We start from the raw sequence: 24,524 nt of genomic DNA on the forward strand, positions 1-24,524 counted from the left end.
CTTTTTGTGTACATGCAGTGGATATACAGACTGATAGTGGCCCTGGTCCTGTTTTTGGTCCTTAGGTGCCTGTTCAGGGAAAAGACCTTCTGGGGCCAGGTTGTGGCCGGGTTGGTGAGCATTCCCTTGATCTTAAGGATGCTTTTAATCAAATGAAATCAAACCAAGATATAAGCCAAGGAAAAGGTACGGTCCTTACCGCCATTATCGTGCTTTTTGCAGCCCTGCTGGTGGTTTACCTGAGTGGTAGAAGTTACCGTTCCATGCTGAATCCGCCCGCCGGGGTGGATATGGTGAAACCTCAGGCGGGTTTTAAGCAAAAGATGCTTTCAGATTATTTCGAAGGCATTAAGGACACCCCGGCCGACACCCCTGTCTATGTGCAAGAGGGAAAGGAAAAGGGCGGAACGGTTCTGCTTTTGGGCGGCACCCATGCCAATGAGCCCGCCGCCATGGTGGCCGGTGTGGTGGTTCTGGAAAACGCCCGGGTGGAAAAGGGGCGTCTGATTGTGATCCCCTTTAACAACCCCATGGGCAGGGAACACACCACGGCCCAGGAAGGTCACCCCAAGACCTTCACCATTGCCCAGAAAAAAGGCAAGGGCCGGGTTTTCCGCTATGGCTCCAGGGGCAGCAACCCCATCCATGAATGGCCCAATCCGGATATCTATGTTCATCCCGCCTCGGGTCAGAAACTGGCAGGCAGCGAACGCAGCAACTTGAACCGCTGCTATCCCGGCAGGCCGGACGGCCATATAACCGAAAAACTGGCCTATGCCATTATTCAGCTCATAAAGAAAGAAAAGGTGGACCTGGCCTTTGATCTACACGAGGCTTCGCCCGAATACCCTGTGGTAAACGCCATTGTGGCCCATGAAAGGGCCATGGAGCTGGCTGCCATGGTCATGATGGAGCTGGAGGCCAGTGGGGTGCCGATGCGGCTTGAGCCTTCGCCCGCACGGCTCAGGGGGTTGAGCCACAGGGAGTGGGGCGACTCCACTGAAACGCTGGCCATCCTCATGGAGACCGCCAACCCCAGCCAGGGCCGCTTCCGGGGCAAGACCGACGAACGCTTGGTCCTGACCGGGGAGGACAAGGCCTATAAAAAGGCCGCCGCCCTGGGACACTTGTACATCCCCTATAAAGGCAGCCAGACTATTGATTTGAGGGTGGCCAGACATGTTTTTGCGGTAAAGACCTTTATGGAGATGCTGGAATTTGTAAAACCGGATAAAGGCGTGATTGTTCAGGGCCTGCCTGATTTTCAGGAAATGCTTGACCGGAAAACAGGGGCCTTTTTAGCTGGGGTAGAGGGTTGATCCATGGTGCGCACCCCGGCCGGACATTTGAGCGCCGCTGTGCGGGTCCTGGTTACCGGCAGCCGGGGGAAAAGCAGCCTGGTGCGCCTCATCTTTACGGCCTTTCAGGCCTGTGGTCTTGACTCCCATGCCCGCATAACCGGTGTCTTGCCGAGACACCTGTATGGGCAGAACGCAAGGGTCTTGCTGCGCTTGAACGGCGGGCATGTGGAAGAGACCAGATGGTGGCTGAAGGAGCTGCCTGCCTCGGCTCAGGCCGTGGTTTTGGAAAACAACGCAGTGGATCCGTTTCTGCAGCACCTGGCTGCCGACTGGCTCAAGCCGGATCTGATTGTGCTTACCAACACCCGGGCGGACCACCAGGAGGTGTGGGGCCCGGGTCGCGAACAGGCGGCCAAGGCGCTCCTGGCCGGGATACCTGAAAAAAGCCGGGTGGTGTTGTCTTCCGAGGCGGCCTCCCAGCCGGGGGTTGCCGCGGCCTTAAATAAAAAAAAGGTTGATTTTACTGTTGCTCCCGAGCCTTTGGAGCGGGTTGCCGGTGATCACAGGGACCTTAACCTGGCCCTGGCCTTGGCTGTCTGTCAGAAGCTGGGCCTGGATCGGAGTCGTTCTGAAAAGTCCATGAAGGCCCTCAAACCGGACCTGGCGGACTTTCAGATCAAAGACATGGGTCAAGGGAGCAGCCTGGGCCTGGGTTTTGCCGTAAACGACCTTAAAAGCACCCGGACTGCCTTTGACTCCCTTGGCTGGAGGTTTGAGGAAACATCCCTGTTATTCAATCACCGCAGGGACAGGCCTTTACGCTTAAGGGAATTCAACCCTTTCATAAAAAAACCGTGGCAAAAGGTGATTGTGATCGGTGATCGCCCCTGGCCTCTGCCCCCTGGTTCGGTATATCGCCGCCTTAAGTCAAACGCGGATTTCAGTGCGCTTTTCAGTCCAGGGAATAATTATTTTGGTTGTGGAAATCTGGCCGGCCGGCCTTTGGCCTTTTTGTTGACTGAAAATTCCTTTGATTAATCTCAAAAAGCCTTTGCCCGAGCCTGTACACAAGAGCCAAGGAGCAGCGTCTATGTCCCTTTTTAAAATTGCCTTTTCTGTTTGCGCGATCTGCATGGCAACCTGCCTCCCCCTTTTGAACCCATCTCCCTGCGAGGCCGAGGTTGATCTGAAAAGGGATGCCCTCGGCGAAAAGGGAATGGTGGCCGCAGCCACGCCCCAGGCCTCTGAGATTGGGGTGGAGATACTGAAAAAAGGCGGCAATGCAGTGGACGCCGCTGTGGCGGTGGGTTTTGCCCTGGGAGTTCTGGAGCCCAATGCATCGGGACTGGGCGGGGGCGGTTTTATGATGATCCATCTGGCCAAAACCAATAAAACCGTTTTTCTGGATTTCAGGGAAAAGGCTCCGCAAAAAGCCAAGGCGGATATGTACGAATTGGGCGGCAATGATCTTCCTTTGAATAACGCAAACAAACTTGGGGCCTTGAGCGTGGCTGTGCCCGGAGAGGTGGCGGGCCTGCTCACCGCCCTTGGGCAGTACGGCGTCATGTCCAGGCAGGAGGTTATGGCCCCGGCCATTAAAAGGGCCAAACAGGGGGTGAAGGTAACCCCTGTAATGGCCGGGTTGATGACCAAATATTATGACACGTTGCTCTCCTGTCCTTCCACGGCCTCCATATACCTGGATGAGGAATTGCCTAAAATGCCGGGGGACACCATAAAAAATCCGGATCTGGCAAAAACCCTGGAGTTGATTTCCCAAAAGGGCAGAGACGCTTTTTACAAAGGGCCTTTGGCTCAAAAAATTGTGGAATTTATGAAAAAACAAGGGGGGATCATCAGCTTGGAGGACTTGGCCGATTATCGGGTAAGGCAAAGGCAGCCGGTCAAGGGGACCTATCGCGGCTATGAAATCCTGTCTGCCGCTCCTCCGAGTTCGGGCGGAACCCATGTAATTGAGCTGTTGAATATCATGGAAAATTCAGACCTCAAGAAAATGGGTCCGGATAACCCGTTGACCTGGCATTTGTGGGCAGAGGCCATGAAGCTGGTCTATGCCGACCGGGCCCGTTACTCAGGTGATGCTGATTTTGCCAAGGTGCCTTTAAACGGCCTTTTGTCCAAGGCTTATGCCGGGGAGCTATTTAAACGCATTGACCGGAAGAAAACCGCGGAAAAACCAGAACCGGGCGATCCCTGGAAATACGAGAGCGCAAGCACCACCCATTATTCGGTGATGGACAGCCAGGGCAATATGGTGGCTGTGACCAAGACCTTGAATTTCTTTTTTGGTTCTGGCCTTACCGTGCCTGGTACGGGTATATTGCTCAACGATGAAATGGCGGATTTTGACTTCAAGCCGGGTCAGGCCAACTCCATTGCTCCGGGTAAAAGACCCTTGAGCAGCATGAGCCCCACTCTGATCCTTAAGGATGGAAAATCCGTGGCCTGCCTGGGCTCTCCCGGCGGTAAGAGGATCATAACCACTGTGGCCTTGATCATAAGCAATCTTCTGGACCATGGCATGGATCTGCAGGCGGCCATAAACGCTCCCCGCATTTGCCAGTATCATCAGGGGCCCCTTAAGTTTGAAAAACGCCTGCCCAAAGATGTGCAGGAAAAGCTCAGGCAAATGGGGCATGAGCTGGAAGAGAAAGGGGCCTATGACCTTTATTTCGGCGGGGCTCAAGGAGTGAGTTTCGATCGTAAGGCCGCCGGACTGCATGGCGCGGCGGATCCGCGCCGGGACGGCCGCGCCCTGGGTTTCTGAGCAAAACCGCAGGGACCCGGAGCCGTAAAAGTGGCCCCTGTGTTATTGAACCGTTTCTAAACCTGTGGAGACTAGATGACCTTTGCGCCGGATTATGGGAGCCTTTGCCTGGGGTTTGGCATCCTCCTGGGCATGCTTTTTTACCGGCAGACCGGTTGGGGAACCGGCGGTATGGTTACTCCCGGAATCCTGGCCATGCACTTGGCCGAGCCTTTTAACCTGGGCCTGGCCCTGGCCGCATCCCTGCTCACCTGGTTGTTTCTGGTGCTTTTGGTGAGGTTCACCGGGACATACGGCAGGCAGCGCCTGGCCTGGGCCATGGTTTTCGCCCTGGTTTTACGCATGGCGGCCCAGGCCTGGATAGGCCCAACTTCCCTTTGGCTGGGCTGGGTGGTGCCCGGGCTCATGGCCGCCGACCTGGAGAAATTCGGCTTTGCCCCCACCTTTGGCGGCGCTTATTCCACGGCAATCGCCGCTGCCCTGGCCAGTCAGATTGTCATGGGGTTTTGGGCATGAAAAAGCTCCATACCTGGTCGGATCCATTGAAAAGGCAAGCCCGTTTTATATTGGGTTCCAAGCTCAGACTCATCCTCTTGACCCTGATTTTGGCCGCAATCTGGCTTTGGGCCGCTCCCCTGGGCCTGAACCCGGAAGAGGCCCGTTTGTGGCAGAAGGTCAGGGCGGCCCAAATCCATATGAGCCAGTGGCGAGCTGAGCGCGGCCTGGCTTCAACACCGGATGCGGATCCCTGGAACCAGGGCCTTGTGGGGGTGGAATGGTCTTCCTTAACCACCACCTTGGGTGATATCAGCGCCAAGAGGACAGCTCTTAATCCTTCCTGGTCTGTTTGGCTTGTAAGGCGTTTCAAGGAGATGGGGCTTCTGCCCGGGGACCGCCTGGCGGTCTTTACTTCTTCTTCCTTTCCCGGTTTGATCTTAAACACCCTGGCGGCGGCCGAGGCCTGTGAGCTTAAGCTATTGCTTGTTGTCTCCCTGGGTTCGTCAACCTGGGGGGCCAATCTGGCCGAGTCTCCCTGGCCAAGATGGGAAGAGGAGTTGCGAAACGCTGGTTTTATCACCAAAAAATCCGATTATTACACCTTGGGCGGGGGATCTGAAACCGGCGGCGGCCTGAGCCTCAACATGCGGGTAAAATTAGAAAAAACAGCTGTAAATCAAGGGGTTGAGCTTTTGGTTAAGCCTGATCTCAGCCAGATGATCCAGGCCAAGGTGAAACTGCTGACCGCATTTAATCCCAAGCTGTTTATCAATATAGGCGGGTCTCAGGCCAATCTGGGCACTGATGAGGTTTTTTTACACCTGCCGCCGGGATTTATACCGGCAGGCTCAAAGAAAAACGGGGGCAACGGGGTGCTGGGGCGTGTTCTGAAAAAGGGGCTCCCGGTGATTCATCTTTTGAACCTTAAAAGGCTTTCGCAAAAAGAAGGCATTCCCTTTGACTCCCGGCCCCGCCAACAAGGCCCTGCCCGGATTGGTTCATGGCTCGCCTGGTTGGGGATTTTGCTTTATCTTGCGTTTGTGCTTGGCTTAAGACGTTGGCGGGCAGTAGCCCCGACCAAGGCCGGGGCTACTGATAAAGATACTTTCTTTTGATTAAAAGCCCATGGCCTGGGCCATCTCCTCTTCGGAGAGCACCTGGTCTATCTCCAGAAGAACTTTGACTTTTTCGTCCACTTTGGCCATGCCCATGATGTAGGAAGTATCGAGTGAAGTGCCGAAGGCCGGTGCGGGTTCGATATTTTCGGCAGTAAGGTTCACCACTTCATTCACTGAATCCACTACAATTCCGGATTTGACCAGCCCATCGGGGGCCTGGGTCTCGACCACAATGATGCAGGTGCGGTCCGTGTATTCAGTTTCCTCAATTCCCAGGCGCAGTCGCAGGTCGATAACCGGTATGACCTTGCCTCTCAAGTTGATTACTCCCTTAAAGAATTCCGGCACCCTGGGGACCGGGGTGATCGGCAACACACCCATGATTTCCACGATGCGCAATATGCTCAGTCCGAATTCTTCTCCATCCAGGGAGAAGGTCAGGTATTTACCTTCCTTCTCCAGCATGGCCTTGGCTGCCGCGTCCTTGGCCAGGGCCGCCGGGCTCGGCGTATGAGGCCCTTTCTGGGGCTCTTTAGTATCGGCCAGTTCCGGGGCGGTGTATCCGCAGGCCTTGCCGGCAAAGCTGGTGTCAACAAACTTGTCCAGGTCTATCAACTGTCCCACGCCCATATCATGGTGCATGTAATCGAGCATGCGTTTTAAGTCTTCTTTGACCGGGAAAAGATCATGGGTGGTGATGCCGTGGGGCTCTGTGAGCACGTTTTTCAAAACCGACTGGCGCAGGCCCAGATTGCCGTCCGGGTCCAGGAAGGAAACCGCGATTTCCGCTGCCACAGCAGGCTTTTCCTTGATGAACTTGCCCGCTTCCACCAAAAGGCTGATGAATTCCTGAATGGCCGGTTCATGATCTTTTATCACTTCTTCGCGCAAGGTGACCACGCAACAGGGATGGCCGGGCCATACCTGGCCTGAAAGGAACTGCAGGTCGGCGATTCCCCCGGCAATGGATTTGGTCCCTATGGGTTCGGCCACCATGAAACCGCAGGCATCCTGGTTTTGGCCCAGGAATTCCGGCATCTTAACCGGCGGCACCACCTCAAAGCATACGTTTATGCCGTCTTCCCCGGGCACCCCGGGTTTAAGCCCCAGTTCTTTTAGATACATGTGGGCCAGCATGTGGTGCATGGACAGGCGGTGGGGGATGTAGAAATCCTTGTCCCTGAAAAAATCGGCGGCCTTTTCCTGTTGAAAGCCGCCTTTTTTGTTGCGCACAAAGATGCTGCCGTTTTTATGGGCCAGGAGCAGAAGTTTGATGGGGACGCCCGCGCTGAACAGGTCCATGGCAATGGGGGCCAGCACCAGGGAGCCGTCCACTTCCCCTTTTTCCAGGGAGCCGGCCACCTGGTTCCAGGTAGCCATGCATTCTGTCTCCAGGGTGAAGAGTTCGGGCTTGAAATGACCGGTGTCAGCCAGGTGTTTTAATACGCCCAGAACCAGGTGGTCTGTGATCTGGATATGGCCCATCTTGATTTTAAGGCGTCCGTCCGCCGTGGTCTGCGGGGTTCTGGTGTAGGTTTTACCGTTTTCAGCGGCCTCGCCGGAGATAGCGGCTCCCATGACATTTTGCAGCTCTTCAGAGGTGAAGGGCTTGGAGACCATTCCGCTGATGCCCGCCTCTTTGGCCTTGGTGACCTGGGTTCTTTCGCCCTGGGCCGTGGCCATGATAAAGGGGGTTTCCTTGCGTTTGGCATCGGCCCTGACCCATAAAAGCAGCTCATAGCCGTCTTTTATCGGCATGTTCCAGTCGCTTATGATCAGATCGACCTTTTGATCCGTCTTGAGCTGGTCAATTGCATCCTGACCGTCCTTGGCCTCAAGCACATTGGAAAAACCAAGGTCATTTATGATCTTGATTTCCATTTTGCGCATGATTTCAGAGTCTTCGACCAAAAGGATAATCATATTGGGGTCTAGCGACATGGAGTCACCTCCTGAATGATTTTGGTTCGGATAGGGTTTCGATCTAGCTTCACAAAAAAATGATTCCTCAGGTTGCTTTTTGGTCCTGAACGTCCCCTTTGGCTTTTATCTGAGAAAAGGGGACCGCAGAAACAGCACCTGACGAATCACCTTTACCTGGCTTTTGGCATGAGCGCATGCCTCTTTATACAATTGTAAACGTTATTCCGGGGATTTCAGTTAAAAACAAGTGTTAATCCCGAGTCTTTGCCCTTTCCTGGGCAATTATCCTTGCGCAGCTTTGCAAAAGGGTTAGAGCCTGAAAATTGGTTCTTGGGTGCGAAGGGCGGAATAAGAAAGGATTTCGGACCATTATGCCGAATTGCCTGTACATGGAGCCCCTCCGGCCCCGGAGCATGAGGCAAGATAGCCCACCCGCCGCTTGATGGCGGGATTGACGGCGGACTTTGTTATCCTTTATTCGCGAGGCGGCTGACCTGCCGCCCTTGTCCGTCCATTCATAGCCCTTATTCTTGATAATATATCACGCTCAATCCGACGGCCACATTAGATGGGTGTTGAAAAACGTATGGCTATGCGGGCCATAAACACACCCCAAAAATGCCAGAGCATTTTCGGGGACCCCGAATGATACACCCCAAAAATGCCAGAGCATTTTCGGGGACCCCGAATGATGCCCCGCCATTCCGCGCAGCTTTGGAAAACAAGTGAGCAAGTTGCTGAAATTTAATTTCAGCAACTTGCCTGCTAGATGGGTGCTTGAGGAATATCTCCCTTGTCAGGAGCCGAATCCAGCCACAGTGTAAGTGCCTGAGCGGGCGTCGGTGCGCAGGGAAAGCAGGCCTTTTTTTTCGGCATCCAGCAAGAGGTCGCTGAAGCTTCTGTAGCCGCAGTAGGATTCGTCAAAAGAGGGTTTTTTCCTTTTCATGGTGTCTTTCACCATGGAGGAGTAGATGATCTCCTTGTTTTCCCTCATAAGGGCCGAGACGGACTGCAAAAGCAGGTCAAAGGCCTGGCGTTTTTCCTTGGATATTCCCTTGGGAAGATTCGGCGGAGTGCCGATCGACCTTTCAAGGTCTTCGTAATAAACGAACTCGTCGCAGTTGTCCCTCAAAAGGTCGCTGGTGGAGGCCTTCATACCCAGCCCGATCACCATTTTGCCGTTTTCCTTCAGCTTTGAGACCAGGGGGGAGAAGTCGCTGTCTCCACTGACTATAACAAAAGTGCTTACATGTATTTTCTGGTAGCACAGGTCCATGGCATCTACGCAAAGGCGGATGTCGGCGGAGTTTTTACCGGTCTGGCTGCGTTTGGGGATCTCGATGAGTTCTATGGCCAGTTCGTGCAGTTCATGCTTGTATTTGTTAAATCGTGACCAGTCGGCATAGGCCTTCTTGACCACAACCTTGCCCTTCTCCACCAGCCTTTCCAAGACGATGTTCATGTCAAAGTTTTTGTTTCGGGGAAAACCTTGGGCCAGGTTTTCAAAATCAATAAAAACTGCAAGTGTGGTGTCTCTGATTTCAGTCGATTCCATAGGTCTTACCAAATTATATTTTGCAACGGCCGGGATTTTTTTATCCCCCGGCTTGGCAATTTGCCGTGACAGTTGTGGACCGCCTGGATTTTTCATGATGCAGGTTAAGCCTTTTTGCCAAAGTGGAGCACCGGAAGGGAAAAAGACTTCGACCGGATTCCCAGACAGCCCGGTTAATATAATAGCTAAAAAATAAATAAATTCAAGAGCTTGCCACATTTTTTCTTTGGTGCCATCCAAAAGCTGGCGTCCGGAAAGTCTTTGTTCGCATCTTTTTGAACAACTTGTGGCTTTCTGTAATTACACAGTACCACACCGAAATAACTATGACCATATCGTCAACTCATCGCCTATTGCTTGCAAATTAGGCAATAGACGGAGAAAATAAAAAAAAGCCCCATGTAAGCCCCCCCCACAGCGGCAAATCAACTTGCCGTACAGGAGGTATCGGCCAGTGAAACCCACCCTTATGTTTAAAATAAAGCCCAATCTGCCGCCTCTTTTGGAACCGCTTCGCTCCATCAGCGGCAATTTATGGTTCAGTTGGCATTCAGAGGCTGTGGAGCTGTTTCAGCGCCTGGGAGGAGCCCTGTGGGCTGAATTGAATCATAACCCCACCGCACTTTTAAACCAGCTCAGTCAGGCCCGTTTGGAAGAACTGGCCAGGGACAATGGTTTTGTGGCTGAGGTGGAGCGGGTGGCAGGCCAGCTTGCCGCCTATCAGGACGTGCAAAACTGTCCGTTCTTGGGAAACGAGGTTCCCGATTTTTTCAAGGTGGCCTATTTTTCCGCTGAATATGGATTGGCCGATTGCCTGCCGATCTATTCAGGCGGCCTGGGCATGCTGAGCGGTGACCACCTGAAAAGCGCAAGCGACTTGAACCTGCCGCTTATCGGGGTGGGACTGGCTTATGGCCAGGGATATTTCAACCAATACCTAAATCCGGACGGATGGCAGCAGGAAGGCTATAAACCCAATGATTTCTGGAATTTGCCAACCGAACTGCTAAAGGAAGATTCAGGCGAGCTGGTTAAGATATCGGTTGATATTCAAGGCCGCGCGCTGACTGCCCAGGTCTGGAAGGTCATGGTGGGGCGTATCACGCTTTACCTTATGGATGCCAATCTGGAGGAGAACCCGCCTGATTTCCGGGCAATCACCTATCAGCTTTACGGCGGTGACCGCCAGATGCGCATCCGGCAGGAAATTCTTCTGGGCATCGGCGGGGTGCGGCTCTTGGAGCGGCTCGGAATACAACCCAATGTGTTGCATATGAACGAGGGGCACAGCGCCTTTGCCGCCCTGGAACGCATTCGTCAATTGCGCCTTAAGTTCGGGCTTTCCTTTGACGAAGCCTGTGAAGCAGTCAAGGCCAGCACCTGCTTCACCACCCATACCCCGGTTCCGGCGGGAAACGACTATTTTGACCCCGAGCTGGTGAGAAGGCACTTTGCCGGTTATGTGGAGGAGCTGGGAATCAGCATGCCGGTGCTGTTGGGGTTTGGCAGGATACACCCCAGGGATCAGCAGGAGCTTTTTTGCATGACCGTGCTGGCCTTGCGGCTAAGCTCCTTCAGCAACGGAGTCAGTAAACTTCACGGCGAGGTGAGCCGCCATATGTGGCGCGAGGTTTGGCCCCACTTTCCCCTGGAAGATGTGCCCATAAGCCATATCACCAACGGGGTCCACATTCCCAGCTGGATATCCTCGGACATGGCTTATCTGTATGACCGTTATCTGGGCCCGGCCTGGATGGAGAACTCCGACTACCGGGGAGTCTGGTCTTCTGTGCGTCAGATCCCGGATGCAGAGCTTTGGCGGGCCCATGAAAGAAGGCGCACCCGTTCGGTGGCTTTTCTGCGTAAGAGGCTTAGTGAACAGGTGAAGCGTCAGGGAGGAAGCGCCGAACAGCTCGCCCAGGCGGCCGAGGCCTTGAATCCGGAGACCTTGACCCTGGTTTTTGCCAGGCGTTTTGCGACTTATAAAAGGGCGGTGCTTTTGCTGTCAGACCCGGACAGGCTTTCCGCCATATTGAATAATCCCAAAAGGCCGGTGCAGGTGGTTTTTGCGGGCAAGGCTCACCCCAGGGACAACGAGGGCAAGGAGTATATCCGCAAGGTGGTGGCCCTGGGCAAGGACCCGCGTTTCAGGCAGAAACTTGTGTTCATAGAGGATTATGACATTAATGTGGCCCGCTACCTGGTGCAGGGCGCGGATGTATGGTTGAACACGCCCCAGCGCCCCTTGGAGGCCTGCGGAACCAGCGGAATGAAGGCCGCGGCCAATGGAGCGCTTAACCTGAGCATCCTGGACGGTTGGTGGGACGAGGCCTTTGAACCGGGAGTGGGCTGGGCCATAGGCGCGGGCGAGGAATACCAGGATGCCCAGGAACAGAATCGCATAGAGGCAAACGCCCTTTACCGGATTCTGGAAGACGAGGTGGTGCCCCTTTTCTATAACCGGGGCGAAGACGACCTGCCCAGGGGCTGGATTGAATACATGAAAAAATCCCTTTCCCATCTCTGCCCGGAATTCAATACTCATCGCATGTTGGCCGACTATACCGAAGAGGGCTATCTGCCGGCCGCAGTGCGGTATAACGCCCTTGTATCAGATGACTTTGAAAGGGCCAGGGAACTCGGCGCCTGGGTGCGCAAGATCATGGAAAATTGGGGACAGGTCAAGGTGATAGAGGTCACCAGCAACGCGCCGGACACCTTGTATTGGGGTGATGAAATAGAGATAAGGGCCAGGGTGCGTTTGGGAGAGCTTTTCCCGAGTGACGTGGCCTGCGACCTTTATTTCGGCCCCCTGGATGCAGACGGTGAATTTAAGAAAAGGGAAACCAAATCCATGGAGGCCGCCGGGCAGGAGAACGGGGAATACCTGTTCCATGGAAGGTTGAAAAGCCCCTGGACCGGACGTATGGGCCTTACCGTGCGGCTGGTGCCTTTTGCTCCCCAGCTGAGCTCCAAACATTCCCTGGGCCTGGCGGTCTGGGGATGACCCTGAAAAAAAGAATGAAAAGGCTCTTTTCCACACAGGGAAAGAGCCTTCTTAGTCTGGTTTCTAACCTCAGCGGGTGGGGGGACGGTAAGAATCCAGAAGCGAGGCGTTTCTCGGCGCGTTTAAAGAGGGGCGGTTGGCTGAAAGATTGCGTTCCATCCATTTGCGGGTCAGTACATAGGTCTGCTCGCCATCCCTCATTGGCCCCCGGCCCAAAAATTCAATCTCAAGCCACTCCTGCAAGAGATTTTCCGCTTGGTTCCGATCCAGGCCCAGCAACCTGCTAATCTCGGCAAGGGTCTGGTTTTCATTTTCATTGAACATGGGCAGGACCCGTTTTTGCATCTTGGTCAAGTTCTTGCGGGCCGCGGCCGCTTCTTTTTCCCGCTCCTTGGCCGGGTCTGCATCCTGTTCCAGGTCAGGCAGGCCTTCTTTTAGAAAACGACCGGCCTGGGCCATGAAGGCCTGGGCGGCCCAGTCACCCAAAAGCCTCTCCTCTATCAGCTTTCTGGCCGGTGGAGTTTTGAGAAAGGCCTGCCAGAGATTGTAAACACCCTCGCTGACTTTAAGTTCAATGGTGGGCATAACAAAAAACCTTTCCGGCGATTGAGTTTGATCCTTAAGACAGGTCTTTTCCGGCCCGCCTTCCAATTTCAGACACGGGTGTTTTCCAAGTAAACCCTTTGCCTTTGCCGGTCGGTATCGACCTGGGAGTTTTGTCGGGTTCTCCCCAAAAAACCTTGAAGGGCGGTCTTGATTTCCCATGTCTCGTATGCTTTTGCCTAGAATGATATTATTACCATTATGCTCTTTTGGATACCACAAACCGCTCTTAAACCCCGGCTCAGCACAGGGGGCTTTTTTCCTGACCGGTTTAAAAAACCGGCGCAACAGAATCTGGTTGGAGACCATGCCCGAACCTGTAATCTGGATAATGACCGATGCCGCAGCCTTGAACCAGGCAAAAGAACTTAGAGACCGTCTTGGCCAAAAGGCGAACAGCCTGATCCTGGCCCCCCAAGGGGTTGCGGGCGCAGACCTTAACCTGGGGCCTGCGCCTGACCTGCTGCTGGCGCTTACGGGCTGCCCCCTTGAATTGCGCCCCCGCGCCTGCGCGCTTATGGCCCAAAAACCGCCCAAAGGCCTTGATTGCCTGCCTTGCCCGGTGCTCGGCAACAATGAATCCGCTTTCCTGGAAGGCGGCTTGCCCCCTGATCCCGGCCAGGCGGCTTTATTGCTGCTTGAACTTTCTCACCAGGTGTTTACTCCGCCCTGGCTTGAAAAGGTGCAGGTTAATCTTCCCCTGACCTACCTTTTGAACGGATATGGGGAGTTGGTTAAAAATTATCCGCTTAATTTGGAGATAGGCATAGACGCGGGCGCCCTGGACGGCCTGGGCCGGGCGGAATTGGATCTGGCCAAGGAGCTTTTGGCAGGCAGAAAATTGACCGCCCATCTTCCTTTCAAGGACCTGGTCCCCGCAAGCAATGACCCCCTTATAAGCCGGGCAGCCCGTGAAAGGCTGGCCAAGGCAATGGACTGGGCTTATGAACTGGGGGCCTTCCAGATGGTGATGCACCTGGGTTATGATTGGCGCATACACCGGGATCTGGACGAGTTTGCCGATAATTTTAGGGATAACTTAGGGCCTCTGGCGGATAAGGCCCTGGATCGCGGCTTGAGCCTGGCTTTGGAAAACACCTTTGAACCCGGGCCGCAGGTGCTTGAAGCAGTGCTCGAGCGCCTGGGCAAGGGCCCCGGTTTGGGGTTTTGTCTGGATGTGGGGCATGCCATGTCTTTTGGCAGGGCCTCGCTGGCCGAGTGGTGGCAGGGGCTTAAGGGGCATCTTCTGGAGATGCACCTGCACGACAACTTGGGCGATGATGACCGGCACCTGCCCCCGGGCTGGGGCAAGGCGGACTGGCCCGGCCTGAGATCCCGGCTTGACGCCCAGGAGAAATTGCCGGTCTTGACCCTGGAGCCACACCAGGAACCCTATCTTTGGGCCTCCTTACGCGGGCTTCTGAAACTGTGGGGAGACCCGTTTGGAAGCGATTAATGGCGCTGGAAAAAGGGAAAATACGCCTTAAGCCGATTTTGATCAAGCTTGTCACTGTGCTGGCTGCCTTGGGCTTGTTATTCCTGGGCTGGGACACCGGGCGTAAGGAGAGCCAAAAGGAGCTTAAGTTACTCGGCAGCAAGGTGCGGCTTTTGGAACAAAAGAACCGCAGGCTGCATTCGGAAAATAAAAGCCTTAGCTCCCGGCTTTTTCGTTGCCAATTGGGTGAAAAGTCCAGGCAGTATAAGGAGAGACGCCCCGAACCAAAAGCAGTGGTGCGCAACCTGGTTTTATCCAGGGGGCGCTCTGTATTGATTGCAGATCAAAAAGCCACGGTTGTATTGGATGAGGTGCTTAAGTCTCCGGAACGGGCCCGGATTCGGTTCGGGGTCTTGGGCCGGCCGCAGTCCGTGCGTGAGCTTAAGGCCGGGGCCAGCCTTTCCTTTGAGGTGGGGAAAAGGCAGGTGCATCTGGTGGTGAAGGCCATCCATGCCTCCAGCGCCCGCATATCAGTGGTTATCCCGCCCCGCCCCGATGATAAGTCCTGAATTCTCCAGACCGGTTCCTCATAGACCGCCGGAGCCGGCGGCAAGGAGGAAAAAGGCGTGTGGTTTTAACATTTGTTTTGCCGGAAAAGGACGGTCCGCTCCGTTTGCTTGGCTGGGGTGAAAAGAGGCCTTTTCAGACCCCGGGGGCAGCGGGAAACAGCCCATTTGGCGGACCTTGAATGACGGTACTTTAAAACACGGAATGAATGCCCGACCCGTGCTGAGGCTGTAAAAAAAAGCCTTAAAGCCCCCCGGCCCCGGACGGGGGGCTTGTAATCGTCGGAATTAGAAATAACCCGGCCTAAGTGCCTGACCGTTTGCATTTTCCTTGGATTCATCGTCTTTTTCGCCGGCTGGTCCCGGTTCTCCGTCACTGCCTTGGATATTGGCTTTCAGCACCCTGGAGGGCCTGAAGGTCACCACCTTGCGGGAGGGAAGAATCAGGGGGTCGCCGGTCTGGGGGTTGCGCCCCCTTCTTTGGGACTTGGCCCGCACCGACCATTTACCGAAGCCGCTGATCAAAACCTCATCCCCAGAGGCCAGGGCGTGCTTTATCAGCTCCAAAGCCCTTTCCACTGCGTCCACCGCTTCGTTTTTGGATAATTGGCCTTTGGCATACACTTGAGCGATTATATCTGCCTTGGTCAAGGTCATTTCATACTCCTCCCGGCGTTTTTCTAGCCTGCGAATCCAATAGTAAGCGAAATAAGAGGGTTGAGTCAACCTTAGCCAGCTACTTACGAAAAAAGAAATACTCTTTTTGTCTGCTTAAAGGCCGCTTAAGGCGGGAAAAAATATTTTTTCGACCTGGCGGGCGCTGATGACAAGAGCCCTTTCAGTCAAAGAACGGGGAGGGCCCCCTGGAGCGGAAAGCGGGAGGAATCTGTTACTTTACCGCTTGACGGAGAGGGGCAGGCAGTGTAGATAGGTGAACGCTTCAGTTGGGGCCCGACCTTTGGTTTTTAAAAAAATCGTTTCCAGGGCGGGCTTAAGCAGGAAAAGTTATAACCAACCATTCGCCAGGGCATTATACTGCCAATAAAAGCTGGTTTTTCATTAAAAGGAAAAATCAGAGCCCGGGCTTGCCCCGTTGCTCTGTATAACCCTTAAAAACACCTGATATGATTTTGATGCCGGGTTGGGTTGGACTTTGCCGCTCTCGGGCTGGTAAAGGTTTAGGTGTGTGAACGCTATTTTCAGGGGCCTTGCAAAAGAGCCGCTGTATTTTGGCCGCAGCCAGGGGGTTTCTGGATCTTGGCTGCCTTTTCGGTAACAATAAAAAGCACCCCCCGCCGACCGCATGGTCATGGGTGGGCGCGGGAAAGGGGCGGATACCATGAAGTCGTTGGGACGCCACCTCATCCTGGAACTGTTTGATTGCCCTTCTGCCCTGCTGGATGATCCGGAGCATGTCTCCCAAAGCATTATTAAGGCAGTAGAGCGCTCCGGCGCCACCTTGATCAAACCTTTTTTTCATCAATTCGCACCCCAGGGCGTAAGCGGGGTGGCCATTATAAGTGAATCGCATTTTTCCATTCACACCTGGCCCGAATATGGTTATGCCGCCCTGGATGTCTTCACCTGCGGCGATGTAATAGACATGGACGCGGCAGTGACGAGTCTGAAACAGGACTTTCAGGCTCTTTCCATTCAAAAAATGATTCTCAGCCGTGGGGCCCTGGATCTGCCTGATGAGATGATCCAGCATAAACCCTATGCCCTGGAAGAAGCCAAGCTTGCCCGGAGCGGCGGATAATGCCCGCATCAAGAGCAGACCGGGCAAAGCCCGACTTGCCGGAAAGGTTTCACCTTAGCGCCGGCGAAACCTTTTTGGAACCGCCCTGCCTTGAGGGGAGCCTGGGCCTGGCCATTAAAGTGGACCGGGTGTTGTGCCAGGAGCGCACGGAATATCAGGATCTTGCCATCATCGAGGCCGGTCCCCTGGGCAGGATTTTATTGCTCGACGGCAACATTCAGGTAAGCCAGTTCGACGAGCCGGCCTATCATGAAATGATGGTGCATGTGCCCATGTTAAGCCACCCGGACCCCAAACGGGTGCTTATCATAGGTGGAGGAGACGGCGGAGCTCTGCGCGAGGTCTTAAAGCATGAATCGGTCCAGGAGGCCCATATCTGTGAGATCGACAAAAGGGTGGTGGAGCTTAGCCGCCGTCACCTTGCCGAGCTGGCTTCGGGTTTTGACCACCCCAAAACCAGGCTGCACATAGGTGATGGATTTGCCTTTTTGGCCGGTCATAAAGAGGCGTTCGACCTTATCATAGTTGACAGCTCAGACCCCGAGGGTCCGGCCGAGGGGCTTTTTGGGCCGGACTTCTACCGGAATCTGAAACAGGCCCTGAGACCGGGGGGCATTGCCGTGAGCCAGATGGAGTCCTGCCACCTGTACGCTCCCTTGATCAGCCGCATATTTGAACAGATAGAGGGAATGTTTGAGACATCCTATTATTACACCACCATGGTGGCCACCTATTTGAGCGGGGTGATCGGTTTTGCCTTTAACTCCCTGGGGCCCGATCCCCTGGCCCCGGTTGACCAAAAACGCCTGCAGGCCCTGGGCGAACTCGACTATTACAACCCCACTCTGCACAGGGCCGCCTTTGCCCTGCCTTGCCGCTGGCTTAAACTGCTGCCCCCTGAAACGGCCCGGAGACAGGCTTAGCCCCTCACCGCCTTTTCGGCGGTGAGGGCGATATAAAACCGCCTTTTTGCTAAAAAACGGCCAATTAATCGGTATCTGGGGGAACCTCTTTGGTTTGTACTTGAAAACCGGTTCCTTTTTAGTATGTTAGCCAGTAAACGGTGTTTTTAGGGGCAGAGTTGAAAAATGACCCGGCCCGCGCCGGTTGTTGCGAAGCCGCTTAAGCCTTTTACGATTTTTTTAAAAAAATCGTAAATAGGTGTATCTGGCCTTTAATCCCCGTTTGGGGAGAGGTTAACCGGGTGATCTTCTTGTTGCGGCGAAGCTGCCAACCTGGTGTTTCTTCGCCCCTTTCACATCGTCAGCCGGGAAAGCGCCTTTGGCCCTTGATGGCGCGCTTCCCTTGTCAGCCCCAAAAAGGGCTGCTATTATGGATCTTTTCTTATAAATGACCCTTTAACCCACGAGGAATCATGGCTCATCGCCTGGAGATAGGGCTCAAGCCCGAACTGAGTGATCCGGGGGGACAAAGTTTAATTAATAAAGCGCACGACTACATGGGCATTGAAATTAATAACGCCCGTGTGCTTCGCGTTCTTACCTTTGACACCGCCCTTACCAGTGAAGAACTGGAAACCGTTCGTAAACGCATCTTCACCAACCCGGTTACAGATATCAGCTCCTTTGCGCCGCTTGCGCCTAGGGTGCTTTCTGATTTTGACTGGGCGCTTTGGGTGGGCTTGAAACCCGGCGTGCGGGACAATGAGGGGTCCACGGCCTTGGAAGCCATGGCCGATGTGCTTGGCCGGGAAATGGCCGAGGATGAGGCGGTTTATTTCTCCCGCCTTTATCTGCTCAAGGCCCCGGGAATTAGCCGGGATGAGGCCGAAAGCCTCTGTGCCGAACTTCTGGCCAACCCCATTATCCAGTCCTGGCAGGTGATAGCCAAAGACCAGTGGGACCCGGAAAACGGCATCGGCATCTTTATCCCCAAGGTCAAGCTGGCCCATGAACCCAGCGTTTTGAATCTTGAGATCAAAAGCGACCGGGACCTCATGGAGCTTTCCCTTGAGCGCAATCTGTTTTTGAACGAAGCCGACATCCCGGTGATCAGGGCCTATTTTGACGATCCCGAGGTCAGGTCTTTGCGCGCGGAAAAGGGGCTCAAGGCGCCCACGGATGTGGAGCTTGAGTATGTGAGCCAGGCCAGAAGCGACCATTGCAACCACAACACGTTCAACGGCCGCTTTGAGTACCGGGATATGCTCACCGGTGAAGAGCAGGTGGTGGATAACCTGTTCAAGGAGTGCATCAAGCATCCCACGGAAAAACTGGCGGCCGAGCGGGACTGGGTGGTCAGTGTTCTTTGGGACAATGCGGGCGTGGCCCGCTTGGACGACAATAACAACTATGTGATCACGGGCGAGACCCACAACTCTCCCAGCAACATGGAAGCCTATGGCGGGGCCATTACCGGTATTGTGGGGGTTTACAGAGACCCCATGGGCACCGGCAAGGGGGCCAAGCTTTCGGCGGGCATGTGGGGCTTCTGCGTGGGCCCCAGGGATTACGACGGCGAGCTTAAACCGGCCCTGCACCCCAAAAGGCTTCTTGACGGCATAATCGAAGGCGTGCGGGACGGAGGCAATAAATCCGGCATACCCACCGCCTCGGGTCTTTTGCATTTTGACCCTCGGTACATAGGCAAGTGCCTGGTCTTTGTCTCGGCCCTGGGTGTGATGCCCGCTCAATTGGGCGGTGAGCCCAGCCACGAGAAGACCACCAGGCCGGGAGATCTGGTGGTTATGTGCGGCGGCCGGGTGGGAGCCGACGGCATCCACGGAGTCACCGCCTCCAGCGCGGGTTATTCGGAAAACACCCCGGCCGGGCACGTGCAGATAGGCGACCCCTACACCCAGAAAAAAATGCACGATTTCCTGCTCGAGGCCAGGGATAAGGGGCTGATCCCCTATATCACCGACAACGGCGGCGGCGGGCTCAGCTCCAGTGTGGGTGAAAGCGCCCGTTTAAGCCCCGGAGCCGAAGTAGACCTCAAAAAGGTGCCTTTGAAGTATGAAGGCCTGGACCCCTGGCAGATATGGGTCAGCGAGAGCCAGGAGCGCATGACCGTGGCTGTGGCTCCCGAGGATCACGACGCCTTCATGGCCCTTTCCGACAAGCATGATGTCTTGAGCACGGTGATCGGTCGTTTCACCGGCGACGGAATGCTGAAGCTGACCTATGGCGACAAGGTCTGCTGTTATGTGGATGTGGCCTTCCTGGAAAAGGGTTTTCCCCAGTGGCAGTTCGAGGCGGCCTGGCTTCCTCCCGCGGCCAGGGGGCTTGTCGAGCCGGTTTTGGGCGATCCCGAGGAGATGAACTCACTGGTTCTGGATCTCTTGGAGAGCCCCAATTTGTGTTCCAGGGAGTGGATCAACCGCCAGTTCGACCACGAGGTCCAGGGCACCAGCGTCATTAAACCTTTTGTGGGCGTCAAGGCCGACATTCCCAGTGAGGCCGGGGTGATCCTGCCGGTTTTGGAGAGTGACACCGGCCTGGCCATGGCCAGCGTGCTTCTGACCGAGTACGGGGATATAGACACCTATCACATGATCACCGCCAGCGTGGAAGAAGGCTTAAGGCGCATGACCGCCGTGGGCGGAGACCCGGAACAGGTCGGTGGCGTGGATAACTTCTGTTGGCCCTCGATCATCTACGATCCCAAGACCAATCCGGACGGCCAATACAAGGCCGCCCAGTTGGTGCGGGCCTGCTGGGGCTTGAAGGACGCCTGCCTCGCCCTGGGCATACCGCTTTTGTCGGGCAAGGATTCCATGTATGTGGACGGAACCCTTAAAAGCGAAAAGGGCCTGACCCAAAGGGTCAGCGGCCCGCCGACCATGATGTTCACCGCCACAGCGCCGGTGCCCGGCCTGCACAGGGCCCAGACCCTGGAGCCCAAGGCTGCCGGAGACCTGGTCTATGTACTGGGCCGGACCAAGGATGAACTTGGCGGCTCGGCGCTTTACGGGCTCATGAACTTGACCGGGCTGAAGGTGCCTGAAACGGATTTTGACGCTTCCAAGGCCTTATGCCGGGCTCTTTCCCGGGCCCTGGAGGCCAACCTGGCGGCTTCGACCTGCGTTGTATCCAAAGGCGGGCTGGCCTATGGCTTTGCCCGCATGGTCATGGCGGCCGGGATGGGCCTGGATCTGGATCTGGACCTGCTTGACGCAGAGGAAAATTTAAGCGGCTTAGGCAGGCTTTTCTCCGAATCCACCGGCCGCATGATTGTGACCGTGGATCCGGCCAAAAAGGCGGAATTTGAAGCATTATTAAAAGACGTAGCCTGGGCCGAGGTCGGCAGGGTGGCTGGCCACGACCGACTTCTGATAAAGGGCCTGGGCAGGAATCTGGTGGAGCTTGATGCCGCCGGTATGCGTCAATCCTTTAACAAGCGTTTCGGGGGCCTGGTATGACTGTGCGCGCCCTGGTTCTGGCCGGATACGGCCTGAACTGTGATGTGGAGACAAATCACGCCCTTTTGCTGGCCGGAGCAGAGGCAGAGGTGGTTCATGTAAACGACCTCACCGGATACAAAGGGCATAAACCGGTCAAGACCCTTGATCAATACGATATCCTGGCCTTTGTGGGCGGCTTCAGTTGGGGTGACGACCATGGCGGCGGGGTGGTTCTGGCCGCCAGGCTGGCCAATCACTTGGGTGATCAGGTGCGGGAGTTCGTGGACCAGGGCGGCCTGGCCATAGGCATCTGCAACGGCTTCCAGGTGCTGGTCAACCTGGGGCTTTTACCTGGATTAAAGGGCCAGACCGAGCGTTCTGTGGCCTTGATCGCAAATAATTGCGGTAATTTCCAGGACAGATGGGTGGAGATGCTGGCAGAGCCCAAAAGCCCTTGTGTTTTCACCAGGGGGCTCAGCCGTTTTGATCTGCCGATCCGTCACGGCGAAGGCAAGTTTGTGGCCACAGACGAAACCCTGGCGCGCCTGGAGGAGAACGGCCTGGTGGCCTTGCGCTATGGTGACGGCCGTGGAGACAGGGCAAACGGGGAGTTTCCCCAAAACCCCAACGGCAGTAAAAACGACATAGCCGGAATCTGTGACCAGACAGGCCGAATCTTCGGGCTCATGCCCCATCCGGAGGGCTTTTACCGTCAGAGCCAGCATCCTCTCTGGACCAGGTTGCGTGAGGAAAAGACCAGAAAGGGAGAGCCTTTTGACTCCATGGCTCCGGCCGCCGGGTTGAAGTTCTTCCAAAACGCGGTGGAGGCTGTGAAGCAGGAGAAGGCAAAATGAGCCAGCCCGAGCTTGCGGCCCTGAATGACGCCGACTTGGTGAGCGGTGTTTACCTGTTGAGTCATAAGCAGCTGCTCACGACCAAAACCGGCAAGCCCTACGGTTCCTTGAAACTGCAGGACCCCTCAGCCCAGGTGGAAGCCAGGTTGTGGGACAGGGCCGAAGAGCTGCTGACCCCCCTTAAAAAGGGCATGGCTGTCAAGGTGCAGGGAAAGGCGCAACTTTATGCAGGCAAGCTCCAGGTAATAGTGAATGAGCTTGCGGAAGAGCCCAATGCGGACCCGGCGCTTTTCATGGCCAAAAGCCCGGTGCCTTTCCCCAAGCTGCAAAATAGGTTCAACAGGGTCAGGAATTCGGTCAAGGACCGGAAATTGAAAAACCTGCTCAGCGCTTTTTTCAGTGAACCGGAATTCAAAAAGACCTATGAACAGGCGCCTGCGGCCAAGGGAGCCCATCACGCCTATTTACACGGCCTGTTGGAGCATTCAGTCTCAGTGGCTGAGATGGCCCGTAAAATGGGGGATCAGTATCCGGAGCTGGAAAGGGATCTTTTGGTCACGGCCGCGCTTTTACATGATGTTGGCAAGACCAAAGAGCTGACTTTGGGACCGCCCATAGATTATACTGACCAGGGCAGGCTGGAGGGGCATATCGCCATTGGCGCGGCTATGCTTGACCAGCGCATAAACATGCTAAAGGATTTTCCCTGCGAGCTGGCTCAACACCTGCGCCATTTGATCCTGAGCCACCACGGCTGCCTGGAGTTCGGCAGCCCGGTGAAACCTCTCACCGCAGAAGCCATGATGCTTAGCTTTCTGGATGATATGGACGCCAAAATGGCCATGTACCGCAATGTCATCTCGGAAAATACGGACCCCGGCAACCATTGGAGTGGTTATAACCGCCTTCTGGAGCGTTTCCTTTATACCGGACCTTCTCCGTTGCAATCACCCTCCGAGCCGGATTTTAGTGAAGATTCAACCCTTTCCCTGGGGCTTTTCAACACCGTTTCAGCCAAGGGCGAGGGAGTGGGGTCATGAGCGCCAAAGATTGCAAAAGACCGCTTTTCATAACTATGGAAGGCGGCGAAGGGGTGGGAAAGACCACCCAGATGCGCATGCTGGAGCGCCGTATCAAGGCTGCGGGGTTTGAGGTCTTTATCACCCGCGAGCCAGGTGACACCCTTTTGGGCACCGAGATAAGGCGCATGGTCAGTGAAGTAAAGGATGAATCCCCCTGCCCGGAGGCGGAACTGCTGCTTTACCTGGCCGATCGGGCCGAGCATGTGCGCAAAGTCATACGTCCGGCCCTTAAAAAGGGCAAGCTGGTGCTTTGCGACCGTTTTGCCGATTCCAGCGAGGTTTACCAGGGCAGGGCCAGGGGCCTGGGCGCGGAAAAGGTGCGGGAGCTGAACAAGTGGGTCTGCGGCGATGTATGGCCTGACCTCACCCTGTTTTTAGATATGGACCCGGGTGAAGGCCTGACCAGGGCCAGCCAGAGACAGGGTTGGCTGGGGCTGGACCGTCTGGAACAGGAAGGCGTGACCTTTCACCAGGCCGTGCGTAAGGGATTTGTGGAACAGGCCGCCGCTGATGCAAGCCGCATAAAAATAGTGCCGGCTCAAGGCAAGGCCGAGGAAGTGGCCGAGCGCATCTGGACTTTGGTCAAGCCGGTCTTGCAAAAATGGAAAAACAGTGAGGCTTAAAGGCCTTTTGGGCCAAAAACGGGTGACCGCCCAGCTTGAGGCTGAAATGGCGGCGAACCGACTGGCCCATGCCTATCTTTTTGTCGGCCCCATGGGAACCGGCCGCGGCGTGGCGGCCAAGGCCCTTTTCCAGGCGATCAACTGCCGGGAAAAGGAAGGGGAACACCCTTGCGGCCGCTGCCCCTCCTGCCTTCGCTTTTTGGCGGGGAATCATGAAGATTTTTTAGAGGTTGCCCCCGCCTCGGATTCTGTTTCGGCTCAAATAAAAGTGGAGCAGGTAAGGGAGATCATACGCACCCTTTCCTTTGCCCCTTTTGGCAAGGGTTGGCGTGTAGTTCTCATAAGGCGGGCCGAGAATTTGAACCCGGCCGGATCGGGGGCCCTGCTCAAGACCTTGGAAGAACCGCCCAAGGGTAATATCCTCGTCCTGACCGTACAGGACCCTGCCGCTATTTTGCCTACTTTGGTAAGCCGTTGCCGCCGGGTTAACTTCAAGCCCCTTGACCAGGGAATTATAATTGAGGAACTGATCAGGCGGGGCCAGGATCCGGTGGAAGCCGGTTTAAGGGCCGCCATGAGCAGCGGCTCTTTGGGCCAGGCCCTGACCCTGGATCAGGAAAAACTTTTCTCCGATCTTAGGCGTTTTGTCTTTCATTTAAAGGAACAGAGCGATCCCCTTAAGGACTGGTCCTATGCCGAAGAGACTGTCGGGTCCTATAAGGGCAGTGGACATATTGATCGTCAAGGATTGGCCGCGGTCCTGGATTTGTGGGGCCAGTATTTTCGGGATCAGGCTGTGATATCAACAGGTAAACCGGAAATGACGGTTTTACCGCCCGAGTTTTTGGGGGGACTGGACCCGAGCCGGGCGGTGCGAGGTTTTACACTGGTCAGAGAAGCGCAACAGAGTATTTTAGCCAATGCCGCGCCGGAGCTCACCCTGGTGGTTTTATTGGGCAAACTAAGGGATGCGGCAAGGTGAAGATTGACCAGCGCCAAGTAAAAGGGCAGAATGCCTTTACGGCCCATTATTTGATCATGCTTTGGCC

At 55.2% G+C, this 24,524-nt stretch carries 20 protein-coding genes; 16 read left to right on the forward strand and 4 right to left on the reverse strand.

Features of this window, described 5'->3' with window-relative positions; translation table 11 throughout:
- Positions 1-12 precede the first annotated feature (12 nt).
- From X474_RS26690 to pgsW, 6 genes are all read left to right on the forward strand, one after another.
- Positions 13-156, forward strand: coding sequence for a hypothetical protein (locus X474_RS26690; RefSeq protein WP_197282272.1), 144 nt, complete (start codon positions 13-15; stop codon positions 154-156).
- A complete protein-coding gene (locus X474_RS25070; protein WP_044352898.1) occupies positions 153-1,319 on the forward strand; it encodes a succinylglutamate desuccinylase/aspartoacylase family protein in 1,167 nt (388 codons plus the stop codon). The genes X474_RS26690 and X474_RS25070 overlap by 4 nt, the downstream gene beginning before the upstream one ends.
- A gap of 3 nt (positions 1,320-1,322) precedes the next feature.
- Positions 1,323-2,339 (forward strand): hypothetical protein, encoded by a 1,017-nt coding sequence (locus tag X474_RS25075; RefSeq protein WP_082464634.1) that lies wholly within the window; start codon positions 1,323-1,325, stop codon positions 2,337-2,339.
- 52 nt (positions 2,340-2,391) lie between these two features.
- Positions 2,392-4,089 (forward strand): gamma-glutamyltransferase, encoded by a 1,698-nt coding sequence (gene ggt, locus X474_RS25080; RefSeq protein WP_052515636.1) that lies wholly within the window; start codon positions 2,392-2,394, stop codon positions 4,087-4,089.
- Positions 4,090-4,164: 75 nt separating this feature from the next.
- Positions 4,165-4,605, forward strand: a complete 441-nt coding sequence (locus X474_RS25085) for a poly-gamma-glutamate biosynthesis protein PgsC/CapC (RefSeq protein ID WP_044352900.1) — start codon at positions 4,165-4,167, stop codon at positions 4,603-4,605.
- Positions 4,602-5,702: a poly-gamma-glutamate system protein gene (gene pgsW, locus X474_RS25090; protein ID WP_052515637.1), complete on the forward strand. Its 1,101-nt coding sequence runs from the start codon at positions 4,602-4,604 to the stop codon at positions 5,700-5,702. The genes X474_RS25085 and pgsW overlap by 4 nt, the downstream gene beginning before the upstream one ends.
- Here pgsW and X474_RS25095 read toward each other — a convergent pair whose 3' ends face one another.
- Both X474_RS25095 and X474_RS25100 read right to left on the reverse strand, forming a co-directional pair.
- Positions 5,703-7,646, reverse strand: a complete 1,944-nt coding sequence (locus X474_RS25095) for a chemotaxis protein CheW (RefSeq protein ID WP_044352901.1) — start codon at positions 7,644-7,646, stop codon at positions 5,703-5,705.
- A gap of 778 nt (positions 7,647-8,424) precedes the next feature.
- The gene (locus X474_RS25100; RefSeq protein ID WP_044352969.1) at positions 8,425-9,183 is read right to left on the reverse strand and encodes an NYN domain-containing protein; all 759 of its coding nucleotides are present in this window, start codon (positions 9,181-9,183) and stop codon (positions 8,425-8,427) included.
- A gap of 454 nt (positions 9,184-9,637) precedes the next feature.
- On the opposite strand from X474_RS25100, the gene glgP reads away from it, so the two are divergent.
- A complete protein-coding gene (glgP, locus tag X474_RS25105; RefSeq protein WP_044352902.1) occupies positions 9,638-12,190 on the forward strand; it encodes an alpha-glucan family phosphorylase in 2,553 nt (850 codons plus the stop codon).
- 69 nt (positions 12,191-12,259) lie between these two features.
- On the opposite strand, the gene X474_RS25110 is transcribed toward glgP, so the two are convergent.
- On the reverse strand, positions 12,260-12,775 hold the full coding sequence (locus X474_RS25110; RefSeq protein WP_156360935.1) for a hypothetical protein: 516 nt from the start codon (positions 12,773-12,775) through the stop codon (positions 12,260-12,262).
- A 325-nt stretch (positions 12,776-13,100) separates the two neighbouring features.
- Between X474_RS25110 and X474_RS25115 the strand changes: the two genes are divergently transcribed.
- Positions 13,101-14,249 carry a sugar phosphate isomerase/epimerase family protein gene (locus tag X474_RS25115; protein ID WP_052515638.1) on the forward strand — a complete coding sequence of 383 codons (1,149 nt, stop codon included), beginning with the start codon at positions 13,101-13,103 and terminating at the stop codon, positions 14,247-14,249.
- On the forward strand, positions 14,249-14,797 hold the full coding sequence (locus X474_RS25120; protein WP_044352906.1) for a hypothetical protein: 549 nt from the start codon (positions 14,249-14,251) through the stop codon (positions 14,795-14,797). Before X474_RS25115 ends, X474_RS25120 begins: the two co-directional genes overlap by 1 nt.
- A gap of 285 nt (positions 14,798-15,082) precedes the next feature.
- Here the strand turns inward: X474_RS25120 and X474_RS25125 are convergent, their stop codons facing one another.
- Positions 15,083-15,451, reverse strand: coding sequence for an integration host factor subunit alpha (locus tag X474_RS25125; protein WP_156360936.1), 369 nt, complete (start codon positions 15,449-15,451; stop codon positions 15,083-15,085).
- Positions 15,452-16,133: 682 nt separating this feature from the next.
- On the opposite strand from X474_RS25125, the gene speD reads away from it, so the two are divergent.
- The 7 genes from speD (at position 16,134) to holB (ending at position 24,457) form a co-directional block, all read left to right on the forward strand.
- A complete protein-coding gene (speD, locus tag X474_RS25135; RefSeq protein ID WP_044352908.1) occupies positions 16,134-16,553 on the forward strand; it encodes an adenosylmethionine decarboxylase in 420 nt (139 codons plus the stop codon).
- Positions 16,553-17,476, forward strand: a complete 924-nt coding sequence (speE, locus tag X474_RS25140) for a polyamine aminopropyltransferase (protein WP_052515639.1) — start codon at positions 16,553-16,555, stop codon at positions 17,474-17,476. Before speD ends, speE begins: the two co-directional genes overlap by 1 nt.
- Before the next feature lie 452 nt (positions 17,477-17,928).
- Positions 17,929-20,934 carry a phosphoribosylformylglycinamidine synthase subunit PurS gene (locus X474_RS25145; RefSeq protein ID WP_044352910.1) on the forward strand — a complete coding sequence of 1,002 codons (3,006 nt, stop codon included), beginning with the start codon at positions 17,929-17,931 and terminating at the stop codon, positions 20,932-20,934.
- Entirely contained in the window at positions 20,931-21,770 is an 840-nt protein-coding gene (locus X474_RS25150) for a phosphoribosylformylglycinamidine synthase subunit PurQ (RefSeq protein WP_044352911.1), read from the forward strand. The genes X474_RS25145 and X474_RS25150 overlap by 4 nt, the downstream gene beginning before the upstream one ends.
- The gene (locus X474_RS25155; protein ID WP_052515640.1) at positions 21,767-22,810 is read left to right on the forward strand and encodes a 3'-5' exoribonuclease YhaM family protein; all 1,044 of its coding nucleotides are present in this window, start codon (positions 21,767-21,769) and stop codon (positions 22,808-22,810) included. The genes X474_RS25150 and X474_RS25155 overlap by 4 nt, the downstream gene beginning before the upstream one ends.
- Entirely contained in the window at positions 22,807-23,475 is a 669-nt protein-coding gene (gene tmk, locus X474_RS25160; protein ID WP_044352913.1) for a dTMP kinase, read from the forward strand. The genes X474_RS25155 and tmk overlap by 4 nt, the downstream gene beginning before the upstream one ends.
- On the forward strand, positions 23,465-24,457 hold the full coding sequence (holB, locus tag X474_RS25165) for a DNA polymerase III subunit delta' (protein WP_052515641.1): 993 nt from the start codon (positions 23,465-23,467) through the stop codon (positions 24,455-24,457). Before tmk ends, holB begins: the two co-directional genes overlap by 11 nt.
- The last annotated feature ends 67 nt before the right edge of the window (positions 24,458-24,524 follow it).

This window comes from Dethiosulfatarculus sandiegensis, assembly GCF_000931935.2.
GTDB lineage: Bacteria > Desulfobacterota > Desulfarculia > Desulfarculales > Desulfarculaceae > Dethiosulfatarculus > Dethiosulfatarculus sandiegensis.